A 19870-nucleotide genomic window follows, 5' to 3' on the forward strand; every position below is an offset into this window, starting at 1 on the left:
ATCTATTCCTCGTCGAGGGTTTGATACGGCTTCGGTCACGGCGGCAAGGCAGGTAGCGGCGGTCCTTCCCGTCAAGCGGACCGTCGTCTGAAGGCGTCGGCGGATCGGTCGTCATGGCTGGACAGCTGTTGCTCGATGAGGCTGGACAGACGATCGCGGAATACGGCGGAGGAGAATTTTAGCGAATGCGCGCGGATTGCCTGCGGATCGATATCGTCCTCGACATCTTCGAATGCCGCCATCGTTTCCAGAAGGGCTTCCGTCGTCTGCTCGGCGAAGCGAAAGCCGACCTGCGGCGCAGATACGGTTTCCCTGGCGCCGCCGGCATCGAAGGCCAGGACCGGCCGCCCTGATGCCATGGCTTCCACCGGCAGGATGCCGAAATCCTCCGTGCCCGGAAACAACAGGGCGCGGCATCTCGACAGGTGGTCGCGCAGCACGTTGAAGGGCTGATGGCCGAGAAACTCAACCGTCGGTCCGGCGATCGACTTCAGATAGGGTAATTGTTCGCCCTCGCCGATCACCACCAGCTTCCGGCCGGCCTCGGTGCAGGCGCGCACGGCGATATCCGGCCGCTTGTAGGTGGTCAGTTGTCCCGCATAAAGGTAGAATTCGCCTTTGCCCTTGCCCACGGCAAAATCGTCAGTCGCAACCGGCGGATGGATGACGACGGAGTCCCGGTCGTAGAAGCGGCGGATGCGGCTTGCGACATAATCGGAGTTGGCGACGAACAGATCGACGCGCGAGGCCGTCGTCACGTCCCAGGCGCGCAGCATCGGTGCGGTAATCGACATCAAGGCACGCCCCACAAAGGGAAGGCCATGGCGATAGACATGGAACTGATCCCAGATGTAGCGCATCGGCGAATGGCAGTAGCAGACATGAAGAGCGTCGGCGCGGGTGATGATGCCTTTGGCAGGACCGGATTCGCTTGACAGAACAAGGTCATAATCCTGCAGATCGAACTGCTCGAGCGCGAAGGGCATTAGCGGCAGCATCTTGGTGTAGTGCCGCTGCGCGCCGGGGATCTTCTGCAGGAAGGACGTGCGGATGTTGCGCGTTTTCAGAAAATCGCTGATGCGATCCCGGTTGCAGACGAGGGTGAAGATGTCGGCCTGCGGAAACATGCGGCACAGCTCTTCCACAACCTTCTCGCCGCCGCGCATCGAAACCAGCCAGTAGTGCACGATGGCGACGCGAAGTTGCCGGGTCTCGTTTGAACCTCCGGCCTCGGTGACGCGTCTTTTCGCCATGACCGGCGCATCGGTAAGAAATGCCCTTGCGTCGGGAAGAGAGGTCGTTGCTTTTAGGGTCAACTGAATACTCCTTGTATCGCCACACCGTCTGTCGGGTCGGAAACGGCACTTGTCGAAATCAGGCTGTGGTATTCGGCAAGAAGCGCATCGCGCCATTCCTCGTGTGTCGAGGCGAGATCTGGCGACAGCTGGAAGGCCCGCTCACTCATGGCGCGGACCTCTTGCGCCGGCATTTGGCTGAATCGCGTCAAGACATCGGCAAACGCGCTTTCATCGGCCGTATCGCAGGCAAGCGCCATGCCGGCTCTTTCCATTTCCTCGGCGAGAAAGGCGCTGCGCGACATGATGACCGGCAGACCGCTCCTGGCCGCTTCGATAGCGACGAGACCGAACGGCTCGGGATAGCGCGAAGGCATCAACAGTGCACGCGCCTTGCGGATGGTCGGGCCGATCTCCGCATGCGACTGCCAGCCGACGGCCCTGACGTGATCTCCCGACGCTCTGACCTGCGGCATCAGCGGCCCGTCCCCGATCACGCAGAGCCTGACGCCGGCTCGGCGCGTGGCGGCAATGGCGTCCTCAACGCCTTTCTCCTCGTCCAGCCGTCCGATGAACACGAACTCGTCGTTGGCCTCCGCCTCGATGCGTTCGATGGAGAGTGGCGCGACGGGATTGCGGATCGTCGTTAGCCGTTCGGGCTGATAGCCGGTGCCGACGAGAAAACTCGCCATCTTCTCGTGCAGAAGGATGATCCGGCCGAAATCGGTCTGCCCCTTCAAGAGCCGCAGGATATTCGAGCCGCGGGCGACCCGCCACAATTTGTGCGAATAGCTTCTCTTGTCGCAAGCTGTCGCAATGCAGCCTCCGCCAAGCGGGCGTCGCAGGCAGATCTCCTGCGCCTGATAGTCGAAGAAGGCGCCGTTGGGGCAGGCCGTGAAGAAATCATGGGCGTGAACCACGCATCGTCCGGCGACCGGCGCCAGCGCCTTGAAAATCGCGGGAGACAGGATCTGGTGCCAGCCATGCACATGGTAGACGGTGCTGGCGGTATCCATTTCGGTAATCCAGTTCGCCACCATGCGCACGGCGGCGCCGTTGTGAATGCCGGTGACGAATGCCTTCGCACGCTCGGCACTGAGCAGGTCGCGGCTGTTCAGCCCGACCATCGAGACGCCGAGTGCGGCAAGCTCCGTATTGGCGGCGTCATCCCCGCTAATATAAGTCACAGGGATGTCGAGCCCGCGGAAAAGCTTGGCAGACAATACCGCCAAACCTGTCGCGCCGCCTCTGGCCACCGAATAATCGTCGATGACGACCACGCGATCGATCTTCGTTGTGCGGGGGCCGGGAAGGCGGCTGATGCTTGCGATGGATCGGATGCCCTCGGAAAGCGACGGGCGCATTACTTCACCGAAACCGCGCCGTTGGCATAGGCCTCCAGCGCCTTGCGGTTGAGAATGCGGATCCTGCCCTGCCCCCCGTCGATAATCTTGCCTTCCCGCAGGCGCCGAAGGCATTGATTGACCTTTTCGCGCGACGCCGGCAGCGTCGCAGCCAGGTCATTTTGCGAGATGATCAGTTCGTCCCCGCTGTTTGTCGCGTCTGTTCCATAAACACCCGAAAGCCGCAGCAGCGTGCTAGCCAGCCTCGATTGCAGGCTCGACGCCGCATTCGCAATGATCCGGAGTTCAAGCTCCGAAATACGCGCCAGCGCTCTGGAGAAAACCTTTTCCCGAAAGCAGGGGTCGCTGGCATACATGTCGCGCAGCAGGCGACCCTCGAAGAAATGCAGCTCGCAATTGGAAGCGGCTCGGTATTCGAGGCTCAGCGTCTGCCTGCGCAGAACCTCGAGCTCGCCGATCAGGCCTGATTTCGGAATGATCTCGACAATGAATTCCCTGCCGTCGGGCAGCATCGTGCTGGCGCTGACCAACCCAGAATGCACGCGGGCGAACATATCGATCAGGACGCCAGCCCCGGCAATGACCTCGCCGCGCCGGAAACGCCGGACGCTCGACCGGCACGAAAGGAATTCATCGTCGAGCACTATGCGGCTGCCGAGATGAATGCCGCCGCCAGCCGGTATCGCCGCTCTGCCGATGCCGGCCTTACGATCTGATGCGTGTGTCGCTCCATCCATGCGCATAACTCCAGTACTCGAATGATCATAGAAAATGCTGCACTGCATCATTTATATTACCTTAATGGGCAAGTCAAATAACATCACCGAGAATTAGCGTAATAATAAGGTATATATTTAGTTTAAAAGAAAAAATTCCATCGCATATCGAAATAAAATTCGATGTAATCGTAGACCTATCGCGTGATTACAGAGTCGCCATTGCTACAACGTCTTATAAACTATTCGAAATGATGATATGAAAAATATAAATGAATCTCCGTGAGTTAAGTACCTGTGGGTAGGTTAGATCCAGATTTAGAATGAAAATAAATCGAACAAGTTACAGTCGAAATTATCTTCTGCCGTTTAGTAGCATAAAGAAATAATTAAGGATTATGACCTTGGTAACAGACAACCAGGGTGCGGCGCAGCAAAGTTTAAACGGTTCTTAATCGGAAAGCTTTGGAGACCCCGATGGCATGGGAAGCACATAGTTTCGAGTCATGGTCGCGTGTCGGACGGTCTGCTGAAGACGGCGGCCTCCATGCGACCCGACCTCGTGCAGCAGGCAGATCGGCCAAGCGGGCGCTCGATCTTCTGATGGCGATTGCCGCCCTGATCCTGCTTTCCCCGCTTCTGCTGCTCGTCGCGATGATCGTGAAGCTCTCCGACCGCGGCCCGGTCTTCTATTCCCATACGCGCATTGGCTTCGGCGGAGCGCCGTTCGGATGCCTCAAGTTTCGCACGATGAAGACTGATGCGAGCGCTCAGCTTGCCGAATTGCTGCAAAACAGTCCCGCTGCGCGAAGCGAATGGGAAGCGACCCGCAAGCTGAAGGATGATCCGAGGATCACGGCCGCCGGCGAGATCCTGAGGCGATCGAGCATCGACGAGCTTCCCCAATTGTTCAATGTCGTACGTGGCGAGATGAGCCTGGTCGGCCCCCGGCCGATCACCGCCGAGGAGTTGCCGCGCTATGGCGAGCATATATGGGCCTACATGGCAGTCCGTCCTGGACTGACCGGTCATTGGCAGACCAGCGGGCGCAACGATGTCAGCTACGAGCACCGGGTTTCCCTCGACGTTCACTACCTCAATAACTGGTCGCTCGGCCGGGACTTCATCATCATCGCCAAGACCATTCCCGCTCTGTTTTCACAGCGTGGCTCGTACTGAGCATTAAAGGGAGAGCTGCCGATCATGGCCGGAGTCGGAAGATACGCCGCTCCACCGTCCCCTCCAAACTGCCAGTCCCTCCTAACTCTGTAATCTCGCCATTTTGGATCAGGACGACATGACCTCAAGCACGATCTTCAGCGGTGTTTCCCCCCTATCCCTGCCTGCCGCCGCAGCCACTGGCGGGAACTCACCGCTGACCCTGCGGGACATGCTCTTTTTTCTCAGAATGCGCTGGCCATGGATCGTGGCCACGACCTTTGCCTTTCTTGCAATGGCCGGCAGCTATCTTCTCACCGCCGCGCCGACTTACGTTGCCAGCACGCAACTTGTGATCTTCCCCCAGGTGAACAGCTCCGAAGCTCAAAGAGCCTTCGCGGAAGACGCATTCATAGAAGGGCAGCTGGAGATTGCCAGATCAAGCGATGTCATCGGCGGCACGGTAAGAGCGCTCGATCTTGATAGCGATCCCGACTTTGTCGATTGGAAACCTTCGCTGCTCGACAAGACAAAGGACTGGCTTCTGGGAACTTCTGCTCAAGTGGATATGAGGCAGGAAGCCGCAGGCATGGAAACGGCGGAAACGCCGCCCAGACCACGGACGGAGGAGGAGCGGCTCCACGACCTTGCAATCGCCACGCTGCAGAGCCTGATGGACATACGCCGGATCGGCAGTTCGACGATCATCGAGATATCAGCTGCAGCGTCGACCCCTCAAAAGGCCGTCGCCATCGCCGATACGCTCGCCACGCAATATATCCAGAAGAATATCGCAATGAAGGCCGATGCTTCCCGCCAATACAGCGACTGGCTGGAAAAATTCCTGAGCGAGCAGCAGCGCGGGCTGGCCGATGCCTCCAGCGCCTTGAACACATTCAACAGCAATCCGCGCGACCAGTTCAAGCTTGCGGAGCTGCAGAGCGCGACGGATGCCCGCCGCACCCTTTATGAAAGCACGCTGACCCAGCTTACCGAAGCCAAGCAGCGCATAACCTATCCCGTGTCCGACGCCACGATCGTCTCGCGGGCCACGCTGCCTCTTTCGAAGGCGAGGCCGCGCAGCACGCTCATCATCGCCTTTGCCGGGGCGGTCGGCCTCGGCGTCGGCTTGGCGCTCGCCATGATAAGGCACGCCAGCGACCGCCGGATCGTCCGTCCTCAGCAGATCGCGGATGCCGGCGGAGTGTCCATCGTCACCTTGCTGGCAAGATCCAAGCAAAACCGGAGTGGGCATCCTGCCCGCTTCATCGCCGCCGGCACGGGCGACAGCGATATGGCCGCCTATCCTGTTATACCCGGCATGGCGGAATTGAGCGCAACCGTCGTCGGTCTTCGACGCAAACGCCGCGTCGTCATTGGAATCGTCGCGGTCGATCCCGGTAGCGGGGCATCGACCATTGCAAGCGACCTGGCGGTGCTGTCGTCGACTTCGGGGGCGCAAACGCTGCTGATCGATGCGGCTGCGCAGAAATCCTCACTCAGCAAATCGATCGCGCCCGATAGTTCCAAAGGTCTCGTCGATGTGCTCGACAACGGCGAACTGATCAAGACGGCGGCGTTACCCCTCACCCCAACCCTGAAATTCCTTCCGCTCGGGAAGGTGGAAGCAGTGACGCCGGCCGTTCGTCTAAGCTCACGCCGTACGCAGCTGAGCTTTGCCGACCTGAAAAAGGAATTCGACGCCATATTCGTCGATATTTCCGCATTCTCGACTTCCCCCGATGCCAATGCGATCGGTCCGGAGCTGGATGGCGTCCTCGTGGTCACCTCGCATGGGCGCACCTCGATCGACGATGCCGTGCGCGTCATCGACACCATGCGCAATGTCGGCGCCGAGATCCTCGGCGTCATCATCAACCATGCACCGAAGAGAATAGAGTCATGATCTCACCTTCGGCCGGAGCAACAAGACAGGACCGTCCACTGCGAATTGCCTTGGGGATCGCCTCGGCGGGGCGCCCTTCGATACTGCGGGAGACGATCGATTATCTCACCGGCCTGCCGGATCAAGCCGAACGGCTCATCGTCTGCGTACCCGTCATCGAGGACGCTGCCGGGCTCGCCGACCGCTGCGATGTGGAAGTCATCGTCGGCAGCCGCGGCCTGACCGCCCAGCGCAACAGGATCATCCAGGCCGCATCAGTTGATACGGACGTTCTGATCTTCCTCGATGACGACTTCATTCCCGCCGCGACTTTCCTGTCGCGCATGGCGGCCGTCTTTGCAGCAAAGCCGGACGTGGCGATCGCCACCGGCGAGGTGCTGGCCGACGGTGTCCTCGACGGAGGCCTCAGCATGACCAAGGCCCTGGAGGTTCTCCATACGGCAGGCGAAGGCGCCGAGCATGTGGCGGATGTCTACAATGCCTATGGATGCAATATGGCGGTTCGCCTTGCGCCCGTTGTCGAGCATGCCCTGACCTTCGACGAGCAGCTGCCGCTTTACGGCTGGCTCGAGGATGTCGATTTCAGTAGGTCCATCGCCCGCCACGGCCGGTCGGTCTACGTCGAAGGCGCCCGCGGCGTGCACCTCGGCGTCAGATCCGGCCGCCAGCCCGGCCGAAGGCTCGGCTATTCACAGGTCGCCAATCCTGCCTACCTGATCCGCAAGGGCACGATGTCGAAAGGCCGTGCAATCGCGCAGATCGGCCGCAACATCCTGGCAAATATGTCGGGCGCGCTGTTGAAAGACAGCCTGATCGATCGGTGGGGACGTTTGAACGGCAATTTGCTGGCGCTATCCGATCTTCTTGTCGGTCGTGCCGATCCGTCCCGCATTCTCGAATTCGGCACTCCGTCGCCGCGTGAGATGCCTTCACCGTCGATCGCAACGAAACGGAGATAGACCAATGAAGACTACATCCTTGTTCGATCGCCTCATCTCCGCGGTACTCGCCTTGCTGGCATTCTGCTGCCTGACCGGCTGGAGCGTCGCCCATGCGCAAACATTCACTCTCGTGCCGGAAGACAAGGTCAGACTACGCGTCGTCGAATGGCGCTCGTCGGATTCCCGCTATGCCAGCTGGGAGGCTCTCGACGGCATCTATACCATTGATGATACCGGCAATCTGTCGATCCCGATCGCTGGCCACCTGCAGGCGAATGGAAAGACGACCGAGCAGCTAGCCGATGCCATTGCCAGCGCGCTGGCCGAAAAATCCGCACTTCCGGGCAAGCCCTATATCGCCCTGGAGATTGCCGAGCATGCACCGATTTTCGTGACCGGAACCGTGCAGACCCCCGGCCGCTATCCTTTTGAACCCAACATGACGGTGATGAAGGCCGTCAGCATCGCCGGCGGCTTCCTGCGGGAACGTGAAGACAACACCTATTTCGAGCGCGACCGGATCCAAGCTGCCGGCGCCTATCGGACGGCCGTTCTCAACCGGCGCGATCTGTTGATGCGGCAGGCGCGGCTGCGTGCCGAAATCGCCGGCGAGCAGAGTTTCGAAATCCCCGTCGAACTCTTGGGAACACCCGACGTCGACAAGCTGAAGGCCCAGGAATTAAACCTGATGCGGCTGCGGCGCGTCGATATCGACAGCCAGATCGAAGCGGCGAACGACCTGACCCGTCTTTACGGCCAGCAGGCCGAGTCGCTCACGGCCAAGATCAGTTCGCAAAAACGGCAGATCGACCTTGCCCAGAAGGAACTGGACAATGTCAACAGCCTGGTCAGCAAAGGCCTGGTCAGCAACTCCCGCCAGGTCTCGGTCGACCGCTGGGTTGCGGATGCGCAAGGCACATTGATCGATCTCGAGGTCGCCCTGACCACGGCTCGCCAGGGCCTCAGCGAAGCCGACCGTTCCAAGATCAACATCGTCAACAGGCAGAACAGCGAGAACCAGGACCTGCTCAACCAGGTCAATCTCGCGATCGGCAGGGCGGCGATCGATATCCAGGTGGCCCAGCTCCTCGGCGAGCAGGCCGGCTACGACGCTCAACTCGCCCAGATCAGTACGGACGCGCCGGGTCTCGGCCGCGCGCAGAAGAACTACAGGATCGTGCGCCGCAACGACGACGGAACCTCCCGCAGCATCGCGGCGGACGAGCAAACCGCATTGCTGCCGCACGATCTCGTCGAGGTCGGTTTGGACACGAACCTTCAGGCACCATCTTCGTCGCCGCAGGCCGCACCGCAAAAACAGAGCTCGACGGTCCCGTCCTCCGATGTGGCCGCAGACAATCGCTCCGCTGCCGGTCGGATTTCCCAGACCGGATCGAATTAGGAGACGGTTGTGATCATCGACGCCCTGCACATCCCGCCGAAAGGTGGAGGCCGCTTTTCGACAAAAGCGATGCCTCGGCCGCTCGCCCTCCTGCTCGGGATCTGAAGCATGTCGATAGAGCCGATCGGTTTCATGGTTCTGCTGCTTGGCGTGCTCAGCATGTTGAACGGCGCGCGCCTTGCCATCACCGCCCTTTGCCTTTCGACGCTGCTCGGAGCCGCGGCGGCTCTGCAGTTGCCGGCGCTCGGCGGCAGCAGCATCCAGCCGAGCCATCTTCTGGTGCTCTTTCTCGTCATGACGGCCCTGCTGCGCCCGGTTCAGATGCAGGCGACGCTCGCCAGCATCGCCTATCCGGGGCCTGGCTTCTGGTTTGCCTGCTACATCCTGTTCTCCGTGGTGTCGTCCTTCTTCCTGCCCCGTATCTTTGCCGGCGCGACCCTGGTTTACTCCTCCGCCAGAGACCCCTCGGGCATGATGTCGACGGTAGCGGCTCCACTGGCTCCGGGTTCGTCCAATATCAGCCAGTCCGTCTATCTGCTCGGCGACCTCGCCTGCTTCGCCGTCGTCGCCGGACTTGCCCGGCTCGGATATGGCCGTTTCATCGCGCAACAGCTGATCGTCGCGTCGATAGTGTGTTTTGCCTTCGCGCTGATCGACCTCGCAACGTTTCAGATCGGCCAGGCGCAGCTGCTCGATATCATCAGAAATGCGAATTATACGATGCATACGGCCGAGACCATCCACGGCTTCAAGCGCATCGTCGGCCCCTTTCCCGAAGCAAGCGCTTACGGCGCCGTCGCATTGGCTTATTTCGCCTTTACGCTCATGCTTTGGCTGGAGCGCGTCCAAAGCCGTATGGCTGGGTTGGCAACTCTTCTGATCGGCCCGACCATCGTGCTCTGCACCTCGACAACCGCCTATGTCGCGGGCGTCTTCGTTGTCTGCATGTTCGTGCTGTTTTGCCTGAAACGACTGATCGGCGGTCCCGCCACGACCGCGCATGTGACCTTCCTTGCTATCACCCTATTCTTCATCCCCTGCGCCATCACCGCGCTCAGCCTTGTTCCCGATGCATGGAATTCCATCGCCGGCCTCCTGACCACCACCGTATCGGACAAGCTGCAATCGCAGTCCGGCGAAGAGCGCACCGCCTGGAACACCCTGGCATTGATCGCATTCGTTGATACCGCCACTTTCGGCGCCGGACTGGGCACGGTTCGGGCTTCCAGTTTCATCGCCGCGTTGCTGTCCAATGTCGGATTGACCGGCACCGTCCTGTTCGCCGTCTTCGTGTACAGCCTCGTGAGGGCAGTCGGGCGGTATAAATCCGGCGACCGGGAGACCCACGCGATCGGAACCGCCGCCGTGATGGCATCCATCGCACAGATCGGCTCCGCAGCAATTTCAGGCAGCGGCACGGATCTCGGCTTGCTGTTCAGCACCTCGGCGGGGCTGGCCGCGGGCTGCCTGGCCGGAGCTTATGTGCCGCGGCATCGGGCGGCCGCATCGCCCGCGAAGCGGCGCCCCTTGGAGGCATCGGCATCTCCTGTGAGAGCGCCGATGTTTTCAACGCAATGACGCCCGCTCGAGACTTTCGTCATGGCGCCGAATGGAGGCCTGGTGCCGCCGGGCACGGGCAAACGAGGGTTGGCGGCCGCTCGACCGTGACGCATCCTCCAGGGATTGCCGGTGAAATCAAGGTGCCGGTCGAAAACGATCCCATACCGCGACCCGGGGAAGGATATGCTGCAGCTTCCGTTTCAATGTCAGCTCTGCTGACGCTCGCTGGCAGCAGAGACACCGTCTGCAGAATTGCTCTCCCGCCGCCTGGCATTGCGCCGCAGGAGGCCCGACAGGAATACGCCGGTCAGATAGCCGATCTCCATCAGCGCGAGGATAGCGATACCGGATCCGATCGCCACAGCCGCGGAGGACCCGTCGACGAAAACCACCCCGCCGAAGCCGATTGCCACAATGAATGCAAAGATTGCGAAGGCCCAGGCGCGGATGCAAGCACCGGCAGCTATCGAAATCACGGCGGCGATGAGCGTGGTGATCAGCATCCAAATCCCTCTTCTCGCTGCAACCCGACATGCACCGCGGCAACCATCCTCGTGCCGGGGAAGAAGATATCGAAACGCCGCCTTGTCGCATGCAGGGCATTCTTCATGGTGAATATCTCAACAATGAAACACACGAAAACCGCCGGCAGCCGCATGCCGATCAGCCAAAGACCGAGACTGCGTCCCCGCAATATATACCGGACTGGGCTTCCATATGACAGGCCCTTCGGCTCAATCAACAACTGTTCCCTCGACTTGGTAGGCGACTGCGATTCATTCCTGTCGCCGACGATCGGAAAGGTCAGGCCATGAACAATCAGTGCGTCGTCTACGTCACGGATGTCGAATATTCGTTTCCGACTATTCTCTCGGCGCTTCAGGCTCGCAAATTCGCAAGCCCGGCGACCGATGTCTGTGTCCTCATGTCGGAACGTCTCGATAATTTCGAAGAGCTGAAGGCCCTGCTCGCAATGAGCCGGGTCGACTTGATCGATGCCACCGAAGCGCTGCAGGACTCGCTCGGCAAGCTCGACGGATCGCATTTCCAGGGACGTATCAGCGTCAGCACCATGGCCAAGCTGGTTCTTTGCGAGATCCTGCCTGCCAACTATACCCAGATCATCTACCTCGATGGGGATACACAGATCGTCAGCGATCTCGGCAGGCTCGAAAATGCCGTTGTGCCCGAGGGCAGGTTTTTCGCGGCACGCGATTACACGGCAATCCATGAGTTCCTCGACACCGGAAAAAACAGCCACTATTTCAACGCGGGGGTTTTAAAATTCCATCGCAACGGCTGGATCGGACAGGAGGCGCTTGAGCTTTTTGCTAGAAATCCCGAGGCCTGCGAGGGCAAACATGATCAGGGCGCATTAAATTATGTCTGCGGTTCATCCCTCATCCTCGTATCGAACCGCTGGAACTTTCCCAAACAGTTCCTTCATCTGGTCAACATGTCGTCCTTATCGATCGTCCATTATATGGCGCATCCGAAGCCGTGGCATGGCACCTTCTTTCCCTGGACCGACAGGGAAAGCCAAGTCTATGCCGCCCTGCGCAAAGCACATCCGATTTACAACTCGCTGTATCGCGGAATTAGCCTCGATCGTAAGGTCCTGTATAAGTACCGGTCGATGCGGGCGCGCATCAAACACGCAATCGAAACGGACGGACCCAGTCCGCGGGTTCAGAGCCTGCTGGTTGGTGATTACGCTGTGTGATGCATTGTGATCCGCCTGAGGGATGAATATCCGCGTGACTGATCTCGGCATCGCGGTCGACCCTTGGATTGCAGGCGGAAGCGCAACCATTCATCTATTCATTCGAGGATGTCTAATGTTCAGGACAGAATATGAGTTATAGGGCCTCCGCCGCCAGTATCTCGCATTACACAAAAGCCCGCCTGCGCCGCTCGCTCAAGGCTCGGCAGCTTCGCTACGACCTGCTGCGCAACGGGCTCAAGCAGGCGCGCCACGTCGTCATCTGCGTCATCCGCGACGAGGGGCACCGGCTGGCATTCTTCCTGCAGTATTATCGCGATCTCGGCTTCGAGCACTTCATCTGCATCGACAACGGCTCGACCGATGGCACGGCCGAGTTGCTGGCGAGCTTCGACGACGTCTCCCTGCTTTCTGCCCACGGATCCTACAAGGCGGCGAGATTTGGAAACGACTGGATCAATGAAGTCATCAACAAGCACTGCCGGGAAAAATGGGTTCTCTATGTCGACGCCGACGAGTTCCTGGTCTATCCGCATTGCGACACCCGGCCGATCGATCAATTGACCGCCTATATCGACTCCACCGGCGGCCATTCGCTGCGCTCGGTGATGATCGACATGTACAGCCCACATCCCGTTCTGGAAAACATATGCGAACCCGGCCGCAATCCGCTCGAGGTCTGCAATCTCTTCGACCGATCCGGCTATGTCGCGCATTTCGACGAACGCAACTGGACGATATGGATCAAGGGCGGCGTTCGCGGGCGGGTCTATTTCCACGGCCGGCTCTGGGACGGTCCGGCGCTCAACAAGATACCTCTCGTCTACGTGGCGGGTGAGCGTCTTTTTCTCAAATCATCGCACCAGGTCTGGCCGCTCTCGCTGAATTTGGGCGACATGCGCGGAGCGCTCGGCGTATCCGGCGCCCTTCTGCATTTCAAATTCCTCTCGACCTTCGTGCACAAGGTTGCCGATGCAGCGCACCGGTCCCAACATACGGAGGAATATGCCGTATATTCGGCGAGCAAGGCTAAGGATGACTTCGTCTACGACGATACGGGCACCTACAGAGGCTGGAAGGATCTCTCCGATCAGGGGCTCATTCAGGGTGAAGGCTGGAAATACTGGAGGAATGCTTCGGAGAGCGAAGTGTAGTATATCTCATCAGGAAGCGTGTTACCGGAAAACACAAAACCCACCCGCGGCGGGTTTTGTTGAGGCTTTCGCTGCCGCATTTTTTCGTCGAGGCGCCCGCCCCTCAATCGGCGGACGCTACACCCTCGGCATAAGCTTCCAGCGCCTTCCGATTGAGAATGCGGATTTTGCCCTGCGTGCCGTCGACCACTTTGCTTTCGCGCAAGCGCCGCAGGCACTGGTTGACCTTTTCGCGCGACGCCGGCAGCGTCGCCGCCAGGTCATGTTGGGAGATGATCAGCTCATCGCCGCTATGTTGTCCATCCACTTTATACAAGATGGAAAGGCGCAGCAGCGTCCGGGCCAATCTCTGCCTTAGGCTCGATCCGGCGTTGGCAATGATCCGCAGTTCGAGTTCGGACACACGCGCCAGCGCCTTCGACAGGATCTTCACCTGAAATTGCGGATCGTTCGCACACAAGTCCCGCAGCAAACGACCATCGAAGTAATGCAGTTCGCAGTCCGATGAGGCCCGATATTCCAGGCTGAGGGACTGCTTGCGCAGCACCTCCAATTCGCCGATCAAGCCGCCTTTTGGAATGATTTCCACGATGAACTCTCGTCCGTCTGCAAGCGGCGTGCTTGCGCTCACCATTCCGCGCTGGACGCGGGAGAACATGTCGATGGCCTCACCGGCACCGGCAATCACCTCACCGCGGCGAAACTTTCGGACACTCGAACGGGAAAACGGGAACTCATGATCCAAATCCCCCGGGCCGCCGTAAACAATAGCTGCAGGACCGCAAGTAACCGCGTCGCCTTTTAGCGCCGCGTTTCCTCTAGTTCTGTCGCCCCTGATGTTAGTCGCCCCATCCATAGGCGTAACTCCACACAGACTAATTAATTTATTGTCGTCAGACGCATTCGTAATTGGTTAAATTATAAAGTCAAATAATAATAAAACAAAAATACTATGCTGAAACAATACATATTTATGACGAATCCTCACATTTATATATCATAAAATTCGTATTGAATTCTGCTGGATTCATCCCGAGTGCGGACCGCACGATGACTTTATACAATTTATGACAAATATACGCCGAGAAAAAATCTCTCGAGACAAAAGAGAAACATTGTTACTGTAAATATATATTGATAACAATTTAGTTAAGTAAAAATTTACGCAGAATAATTACAGTTATTCACAAACATTTCTTCGAATAATAAATAATTTATTCACAACTGTGACCTCGGTCACAGACATCACACTTGCATTAAAACAAGCTTTGACTGTGATTTCTGGGATTCGCCCTACGGAGACGCGGATGGCGGGAAAAAATCATGGCATCAACCCCCGAGCCTTGGCGGGATGTCGCCGGGGCGCGACAGGAGAGACGTCAATTGAATTCGTCACAATCCCATACGATCAGCAGAATTCTGAAGCGCCAATTGGACATCATCATTGCGGCAAGTGTTTTATTCCTTTTATCGCCGTTCCTTCTTTCGGTAGCCGTCATCATCACGCTAGGTGATGGGGGGCCGATTTTCAATTCCCATCGTCGGATCGGTTACAAGGGCAAGGAGTTTGGCTGCCTCCAATTCCGGACGACAAGAGCCGACGCAACGGCGATCGCGCATGTCACCGTCGTCGGCGATATCGTCAGACGATCGAGCCTCGACGAACTTCCGCAATTGATCAACGTATTGCTCGGCCAAATGAGCCTCGTCGGTCCCCGCGCCATCACCAAAGAAGAACTGCCGCGTTACGGTGAACATGCCTATGCCTATATGGCTGTCCGTCCGGGGTTGACCGGTTATTGGCGAACCGGCGGGGGCGGCGACCTCCGCTACCAAAACAGAGTTTCGGTCGACGTCGAGTATTTGTGCAAATGGACACTCGCCTTGGATTTCGTGATCATGGCAAAAACACTCTCGGCCCTGCTTTCCCGGCAGGCCTTGCTGCCCAGGCAAGACTCCTAGAGCATTTCGGCTTGCGCCCTACTGGACGCGAGTCCCGCTTCATACGTTTGCTGGTATTGATCCTAACGTTCTGACCAAAGCATACTGAGATATACCCGCCAGGCAGCATCCTGCGGCTATGGCTCTATCCGTGGGGACGCTTGCTGGCCACAGGCGAGCGCTCAGCGATGGCGTTCTTTTTCCGGCGTTTTTGAATGTGCCCCCACGACGAGAAGGCAAAAAGGCCCGCCAGATAGCATATTTCCATCAATACAAGCACTTTGAGGCCAGAAGCAAGCGCTTCCGTCAAGGAGGAGCCCTTCAGCACAATCACGGCGCCCAAGGCTGTGACCAGCAGAAATGCAAAGAAAGCAAAGGCCCAGGCACGAATGGTCGCTCCGGCGGCGATGGAGACGGCAATCACGATGAGCGTGCTCTTCAGCATTATTCTGCTCCTCTCTTCGCACCTCCTTCAAGCCGCCGCCAGCCCTCAATGACGTGACGAAACCCAAAGTCGAAACGAAGTCCGATAAAAGTATTTTATCCATTACCGTTAAAATATCGCTAATACCTCGCCAGCAAGTCGACGGAACCACAGGGGCAGAATATTCGACTATTCATCCGACGCCGACACTCCAACACCAAAAGCCAAGCAATTCGCGGCGTTCACGACCGGAAAGATTGAGATACGGGAGGCTTATACAGCAGCCGGGGAAATGGCTGCGTCGTTCTCTGATTGAACCGACCATCCGCTCGTCATTCCTGAAAAAGTGAGTGAGAGCATAGGTTTACGGAACTCATATACGCTCGCCGCATACGGGTCGCGTTGGTCAGGAGGCACCGCTGCCGAGATGTCGGTGATGATCTCGCAGCAATCCTGCTCCACATCTGGCCTTTCGGAAGGAGCTCGGCAGTTCATCTGCAGCGGCCATGCCATAATGAAACAGGGCTCGCCGCCATGGCGAACCCTGCTGATAATAGGCGATGGAGTTGTCAGTCTCGAGATCGACAGGCCTATTTCGAGACTGCGGCGGCCAATTGCCGTTTAAAGCCGCGTTGGAGGCTGAGGTTTTCAAGCCAGGTCACTTGTTTCCTCAATTTCAGCGCGGGCTTTTCGATAAATTTCCACGAGAAAGCGGCAAAGCAGGTAGCAACGATGCTGCAGACAATGCCATTCAACCACCAATTATGCGCCCAGGGCCCGAGCGCTACAAACGCCTGTTGAATGGGATAGCCGTAGAGGAAGACGCCGTAGGAATAGTCGGCCCCATTGAGAATGCCAAGTTTGCGGGGCGAGGTCAGGCCGAGAAAGACCGTGACATAACCCATTGCCGGAATGGCAATGAAATCCCCAAAGGACGTGAACCAGTAGGCCCAAAATATGACGGCCACCGAAGCAAGGAAAATTCTCACATTCCAGAGAATCCTGTCCTTGTAGAGATAGAAGGTCACTCCCACGAGAAACGCACAGATGAGCAGATTGCCCGATGCGGTCGTGGGCATCGTGGCCCACTCACTCTCATGTTTCCAATACCTTGCGATACCGAAGCTGATGATCAAAACCGGCGTTGCGATAAGGGCGATCACCCTCCGCCTGACCACGCCGAGTAGAAACAGGGCGGCGATCGCGGCATAGCACTCAAGCTCGAAGGGCACTGTCCAGAGCTGCCCGTTGACCATCGCGGCGTCGGGATTATCCAGGAATACACCGGGGAGATTGAAGTGGATGTGGCCTGTGACATTCAGCAGATAGGTAAAGAACTGCGGATCGGTGAAATAGTCACGCAGGTCATACTCTGTATAGATCGCTCCGAGTATAAAGGCAGCCAGCAATACCTCCACCGCAAGAGCAGGGTAAATCCGGATAAATCGGTTACCGAGAAAGGAGATCAATGTCTTCGACCGTTCAAGACTGCCAGCCACCAGGAATCCGCTCAAGACGAAGAACATCGGCAGCACTGATTTGATAACAGGTCGGAAGGGTGACTCCCAGAGAAACAGGTCATCGCCGTATGTAACGCGGGCCGTATGTATCCAAAGCACTGAAAAGGCTAACAGTAATCGCATATAATCGAATCCTGTCGGTCGCCCCTTCGCGAGATCAAGCTTTTCGCCGAGAAACATCTGTGGCCCTTTCAGAAGTATTGACTCGATTTGGGTTGGCAAGCTGTCGCCGCAGAGCGGGCGGCGGCATCTTTGCCGGGTCGGGGCCGCGTGTCAGTGACCAGAGGTACATCAGGAAAAAATTGAACGAGAGCGCCCCTCTCCCAAAGACCAGGCGACTGACCGTCAGCCCAATGGCCCGCGCTTCGGCAGGCGCCATGCGGCGGTCGGAGTTGGACCAGGCGATCGGGCGGTGGATTGGATGAGGAAACTATGAAATTTCTGGCCACCCTGTTTTTGATTGTTCTCGCTTTTATCGGATTGGGCCTGATGGGAGGCGGCGCCTTGCTGCTCAGCCTCGGCGGCTCGCCCTATTACGCGATCGCCGGGCTTGCCTATCTGGCTGCCGCGCTTCTGTTGTGGCGCCGGCAGACGTCGGGCGCTCTCATCGTCCTGCTTGTCGCCGTTTTCACCCTTCCCTGGGCACTATGGGAGTCGGGTTTCAATTTCTGGGCGCTCTTTGCGCGATTGATGTCCCCCATGGCGCTGGCGGGCTTTGCGCTTCTCTTTGCGCCGTCGCTTTCGCCAACCGCCAATCGCAAACTCTTCTATGGCGGCACCTTGCTTGCCGCCATCCTTTTCGCTGTCGGTTTCAGCCTGGCTTTCACGCCGCATGGGTTGATCCGCCCTTCCGCCGAGATCCCCGCCTACGTGACCGCCAAGGGCGACAACACGGCCTCCGACTGGGCGTCCTATGGCCGCAGCACGGCCGGAGATCGCTACTCCCCATTCGATCAGATCAACCGCGGCAATGTTGGCAAGCTCGATCTTGCCTGGACCTCTCGCACCGGCAAAAGCGATGGCGCCGATCAAAACACGCCTCTGCAGATCGGCGATACGGTCTATTCCTGCACGCCGACGGACGTGATCGCAGCGCTTGACGCAGATACGGGCAAACCGCGCTGGACCTTCGATCCCAAGGCGGCGGCGCCGTACTGGCAGCGCTGCCGCGGCCTCGGTTACTATAAGATGCCACAGGGGGCCCAATCCATCGACGGACTTTGCAATGAGCGTCTGGTGCAGACGACGATCGATGCCCGCCTCCTGGAGATCGACAGCAAGACCGGCGCACCCTGCAAGGAATTCGGAGACAATGGCACCGTGCAGCTTTCCCAGGGCATGGGTGAAGTCAAGTCAGGTTACTATTTCCAGACATCGGCGCCGCTGATTGCCCGCAATCTGATCGTCATCGGAGGCTGGGTCATAGACAATCAGGAGGTTGGCGAACCCTCGGGCGTCATCCGCGCCTTCAATGTCGTTACCGGAGAGCTCGAATGGGCATGGGATCTCGGCAATCCCGAGATCACCAAACTCCCGCCGGAGGGCCAGACCTATACGCGGGCCACCCCCAACATGTGGACGACGGCGGCATTCGACGACAAGCTCGGCCTCATCTATGCACCGCTCGGCAATACCACCCCGGATTATTACGGCGTCAATCGCCCTGATTTCGCCGATCAATACAATGCCACGTTGGTGGCGCTCGATGTCACGACGGGACGGGAGAAATGGAAGTTCCAGACCGTGCATCACGATATCTGGGACTATGACCTGCCGGCCCAGCCTGTTCTGATCGACCTGCCCGACGGCAATGGCTCCACCGTACCGGCCCTTCTGCAGACCACCAAACGCGGGCAGCTTTTCCTGCTCAATCGTCAGACTGGCATACCGCTTGCCGAGGTTCAGGAGAAGCCGGTGCCGCAGCAAGGCGGCGCCCCGGAGGAGAAACTGTCTCCGACACAGCCCTATTCCGTCGGCATGCCGACCATCGGTGCGGACCGGGTGACGGAGCAGACGGCCTGGGGTCTGACGATGTTCGATCAGCTGGCCTGCCGCATCGCCTTTCGAAAGATGCGCTACGACGGCGATTTCACCCCGATCGGCCCGCAATATGCGATCCAGCAACCGGGCAACCTTGGGGGCCTCAATTGGGGGAGCGTGTCGGTCGACCTGCCCAACAACCGTGTCTTTATGAACGATATCCGCGTGCCCAGCCTCTTCGCGCTCATTCCGCGCCAGGACTACATCGATTTTGCCCTGACCACGACCGCACACGGCCCCTCTGCTCCGCAGCGTGGCACGCCCTACGGCATGGCCACCGAAATGTGGACCTCGAGGCTCCGCGTTCCCTGCACGCAGCCGCCTTTCGGTACCGTCACGGCAGTGGATCTGAACACCCGCAAGATTGCATGGCAGGTCCCGGCCGGGACCGCCGAACAGCTCGGGCCGTTCAAGATCAAAACCAATCTGCCGATGCCGATGGGCCTGCCGAGTTACGCCGGCACCTCGGCAACCGCCGGCGGCGTCGTCTTCTTTGCTGGCTTCCAGGACTATTACATCCGCGCTTACGACGCTGAGAACGGTGATGAACTCTGGAAATATCCCCTGCCGGTCGGCTCGAGCGCCACGCCCATGACCTACGTCTCGCCGAAAACCGGCAAGCAATATGTCGTGATCTCGGTTGGCGGAGCGCCATATTCCAGGGACGACGGCGATTACGTGTTCGCCTTTTCTCTGAAAGACGAAGATTAGCGCCGCTGCCGGTCA

At 58.6% G+C, this 19870-nt stretch carries 15 protein-coding genes and 1 pseudogene; 9 read left to right on the forward strand and 7 right to left on the reverse strand.

Annotated features, from left to right (window positions below; translation table 11 throughout):
• Positions 1 to 71 precede the first annotated feature (71 nt).
• The 3 genes from RLEG4DRAFT_RS28330 to RLEG4DRAFT_RS28340 are packed head-to-tail and all read right to left on the reverse strand — an operon-like array spanning position 72 to position 3396.
• The gene (locus RLEG4DRAFT_RS28330; protein ID WP_003581929.1) at positions 72 to 1316 is read right to left on the reverse strand and encodes a glycosyltransferase family 4 protein; all 1245 of its coding nucleotides are present in this window, start codon (positions 1314 to 1316) and stop codon (positions 72 to 74) included.
• Positions 1313 to 2659, reverse strand: a complete 1347-nt coding sequence (locus tag RLEG4DRAFT_RS28335) for a glycosyltransferase family 4 protein (protein ID WP_003581930.1) — start codon at positions 2657 to 2659, stop codon at positions 1313 to 1315. The genes RLEG4DRAFT_RS28330 and RLEG4DRAFT_RS28335 overlap by 4 nt, the downstream gene beginning before the upstream one ends.
• The gene (locus tag RLEG4DRAFT_RS28340) at positions 2659 to 3396 is read right to left on the reverse strand and encodes a Crp/Fnr family transcriptional regulator (protein WP_003581931.1); all 738 of its coding nucleotides are present in this window, start codon (positions 3394 to 3396) and stop codon (positions 2659 to 2661) included. The genes RLEG4DRAFT_RS28335 and RLEG4DRAFT_RS28340 overlap by 1 nt, the downstream gene beginning before the upstream one ends.
• A gap of 456 nt (positions 3397 to 3852) precedes the next feature.
• Between RLEG4DRAFT_RS28340 and RLEG4DRAFT_RS28345 the strand changes: the two genes are divergently transcribed.
• The 5 genes from RLEG4DRAFT_RS28345 to RLEG4DRAFT_RS28365 all read left to right on the forward strand — a co-directional run bounded on the left by RLEG4DRAFT_RS28345 (position 3853) and on the right by RLEG4DRAFT_RS28365 (position 10360).
• Complete coding sequence (locus RLEG4DRAFT_RS28345) at positions 3853 to 4554, forward strand: sugar transferase (protein ID WP_003581933.1); 702 nt, start codon at positions 3853 to 3855, stop codon at positions 4552 to 4554.
• 118 nt (positions 4555 to 4672) lie between these two features.
• A complete protein-coding gene (locus RLEG4DRAFT_RS28350; RefSeq protein ID WP_003581935.1) occupies positions 4673 to 6439 on the forward strand; it encodes a GumC family protein in 1767 nt (588 codons plus the stop codon).
• Positions 6436 to 7398 (forward strand): glycosyltransferase family 2 protein, encoded by a 963-nt coding sequence (locus tag RLEG4DRAFT_RS28355; protein WP_003581938.1) that lies wholly within the window; start codon positions 6436 to 6438, stop codon positions 7396 to 7398. The genes RLEG4DRAFT_RS28350 and RLEG4DRAFT_RS28355 overlap by 4 nt, the downstream gene beginning before the upstream one ends.
• Before the next feature lie 4 nt (positions 7399 to 7402).
• Positions 7403 to 8782, forward strand: coding sequence for a polysaccharide biosynthesis/export family protein (locus RLEG4DRAFT_RS28360; RefSeq protein WP_003581940.1), 1380 nt, complete (start codon positions 7403 to 7405; stop codon positions 8780 to 8782).
• 108 nt (positions 8783 to 8890) lie between these two features.
• Positions 8891 to 10360 carry a hypothetical protein gene (locus RLEG4DRAFT_RS28365; protein ID WP_003581941.1) on the forward strand — a complete coding sequence of 490 codons (1470 nt, stop codon included), beginning with the start codon at positions 8891 to 8893 and terminating at the stop codon, positions 10358 to 10360.
• Between the two features lie 188 nt (positions 10361 to 10548).
• Here RLEG4DRAFT_RS28365 and RLEG4DRAFT_RS28370 read toward each other — a convergent pair whose 3' ends face one another.
• The gene (locus tag RLEG4DRAFT_RS28370; protein ID WP_003581943.1) at positions 10549 to 10845 is read right to left on the reverse strand and encodes a hypothetical protein; all 297 of its coding nucleotides are present in this window, start codon (positions 10843 to 10845) and stop codon (positions 10549 to 10551) included.
• Positions 10846 to 11153: 308 nt separating this feature from the next.
• Between RLEG4DRAFT_RS28370 and RLEG4DRAFT_RS28380 the strand changes: the two genes are divergently transcribed.
• A complete protein-coding gene (locus RLEG4DRAFT_RS28380; protein ID WP_003581945.1) occupies positions 11154 to 12065 on the forward strand; it encodes a glycosyltransferase family 8 protein in 912 nt (303 codons plus the stop codon).
• A 131-nt stretch (positions 12066 to 12196) separates the two neighbouring features.
• Complete coding sequence (locus RLEG4DRAFT_RS28385; RefSeq protein ID WP_003581947.1) at positions 12197 to 13219, forward strand: glycosyltransferase family 2 protein; 1023 nt, start codon at positions 12197 to 12199, stop codon at positions 13217 to 13219.
• Positions 13220 to 13322: 103 nt separating this feature from the next.
• Here RLEG4DRAFT_RS28385 and RLEG4DRAFT_RS28390 read toward each other — a convergent pair whose 3' ends face one another.
• A complete protein-coding gene (locus tag RLEG4DRAFT_RS28390) occupies positions 13323 to 14075 on the reverse strand; it encodes a Crp/Fnr family transcriptional regulator (RefSeq protein WP_003581948.1) in 753 nt (250 codons plus the stop codon).
• Positions 14076 to 14526: 451 nt separating this feature from the next.
• Between RLEG4DRAFT_RS28390 and RLEG4DRAFT_RS28395 the strand changes: the two are divergent.
• Positions 14527 to 15181, forward strand: a pseudogene (locus tag RLEG4DRAFT_RS28395) (sugar transferase).
• A gap of 124 nt (positions 15182 to 15305) precedes the next feature.
• On the opposite strand, the gene RLEG4DRAFT_RS28400 reads toward RLEG4DRAFT_RS28395, so the two are convergent.
• Together RLEG4DRAFT_RS28400 and RLEG4DRAFT_RS28405 are read right to left on the reverse strand one after the other, a co-directional pair.
• On the reverse strand, positions 15306 to 15605 hold the full coding sequence (locus RLEG4DRAFT_RS28400) for a hypothetical protein (protein ID WP_003581950.1): 300 nt from the start codon (positions 15603 to 15605) through the stop codon (positions 15306 to 15308).
• A gap of 569 nt (positions 15606 to 16174) precedes the next feature.
• Positions 16175 to 17284, reverse strand: a complete 1110-nt coding sequence (locus RLEG4DRAFT_RS28405; protein WP_003581951.1) for an acyltransferase family protein — start codon at positions 17282 to 17284, stop codon at positions 16175 to 16177.
• Between the two features lie 252 nt (positions 17285 to 17536).
• Here RLEG4DRAFT_RS28405 and RLEG4DRAFT_RS28410 point away from each other — a divergent pair, with 252 nt between their 5' ends.
• The gene (locus RLEG4DRAFT_RS28410) at positions 17537 to 19855 is read left to right on the forward strand and encodes a membrane-bound PQQ-dependent dehydrogenase, glucose/quinate/shikimate family (protein WP_003581952.1); all 2319 of its coding nucleotides are present in this window, start codon (positions 17537 to 17539) and stop codon (positions 19853 to 19855) included.
• Positions 19856 to 19870: the final 15 nt, after the last annotated feature.

The organism is Rhizobium leguminosarum bv. trifolii WSM2297 (assembly GCF_000271845.1).

Excerpts from the sequence above, each read along its gene's own strand:
- RLEG4DRAFT_RS28335 (WP_003581930.1), bottom strand. The coding sequence starts at position 2,659 with ATGCGCCCGTCGCTTTCCGAGGGCATCCGATCCATCGCAAGCATCAGC.
- RLEG4DRAFT_RS28340 (WP_003581931.1), bottom strand. The coding sequence starts at position 3,396 with ATGGATGGAGCGACACACGCATCAGATCGTAAGGCCGGCATCGGCAGA.
- RLEG4DRAFT_RS28345 (WP_003581933.1), top strand. The coding sequence starts at position 3,853 with ATGGCATGGGAAGCACATAGTTTCGAGTCATGGTCGCGTGTCGGACGG.
- RLEG4DRAFT_RS28350 (WP_003581935.1), top strand. The coding sequence starts at position 4,673 with ATGACCTCAAGCACGATCTTCAGCGGTGTTTCCCCCCTATCCCTGCCT.
- RLEG4DRAFT_RS28355 (WP_003581938.1), top strand. The coding sequence starts at position 6,436 with ATGATCTCACCTTCGGCCGGAGCAACAAGACAGGACCGTCCACTGCGA.
- RLEG4DRAFT_RS28360 (WP_003581940.1), top strand. The coding sequence starts at position 7,403 with ATGAAGACTACATCCTTGTTCGATCGCCTCATCTCCGCGGTACTCGCC.
- RLEG4DRAFT_RS28365 (WP_003581941.1), top strand. The coding sequence starts at position 8,891 with ATGTCGATAGAGCCGATCGGTTTCATGGTTCTGCTGCTTGGCGTGCTC.
- RLEG4DRAFT_RS28370 (WP_003581943.1), bottom strand. The coding sequence starts at position 10,845 with ATGCTGATCACCACGCTCATCGCCGCCGTGATTTCGATAGCTGCCGGT.
- RLEG4DRAFT_RS28380 (WP_003581945.1), top strand. The coding sequence starts at position 11,154 with ATGAACAATCAGTGCGTCGTCTACGTCACGGATGTCGAATATTCGTTT.
- RLEG4DRAFT_RS28385 (WP_003581947.1), top strand. The coding sequence starts at position 12,197 with ATGAGTTATAGGGCCTCCGCCGCCAGTATCTCGCATTACACAAAAGCC.
- RLEG4DRAFT_RS28390 (WP_003581948.1), bottom strand. The coding sequence starts at position 14,075 with ATGGATGGGGCGACTAACATCAGGGGCGACAGAACTAGAGGAAACGCG.
- RLEG4DRAFT_RS28400 (WP_003581950.1), bottom strand. The coding sequence starts at position 15,605 with ATGCTGAAGAGCACGCTCATCGTGATTGCCGTCTCCATCGCCGCCGGA.
- RLEG4DRAFT_RS28405 (WP_003581951.1), bottom strand. The coding sequence starts at position 17,284 with ATGTTTCTCGGCGAAAAGCTTGATCTCGCGAAGGGGCGACCGACAGGA.
- RLEG4DRAFT_RS28410 (WP_003581952.1), top strand. The coding sequence starts at position 17,537 with ATGAAATTTCTGGCCACCCTGTTTTTGATTGTTCTCGCTTTTATCGGA.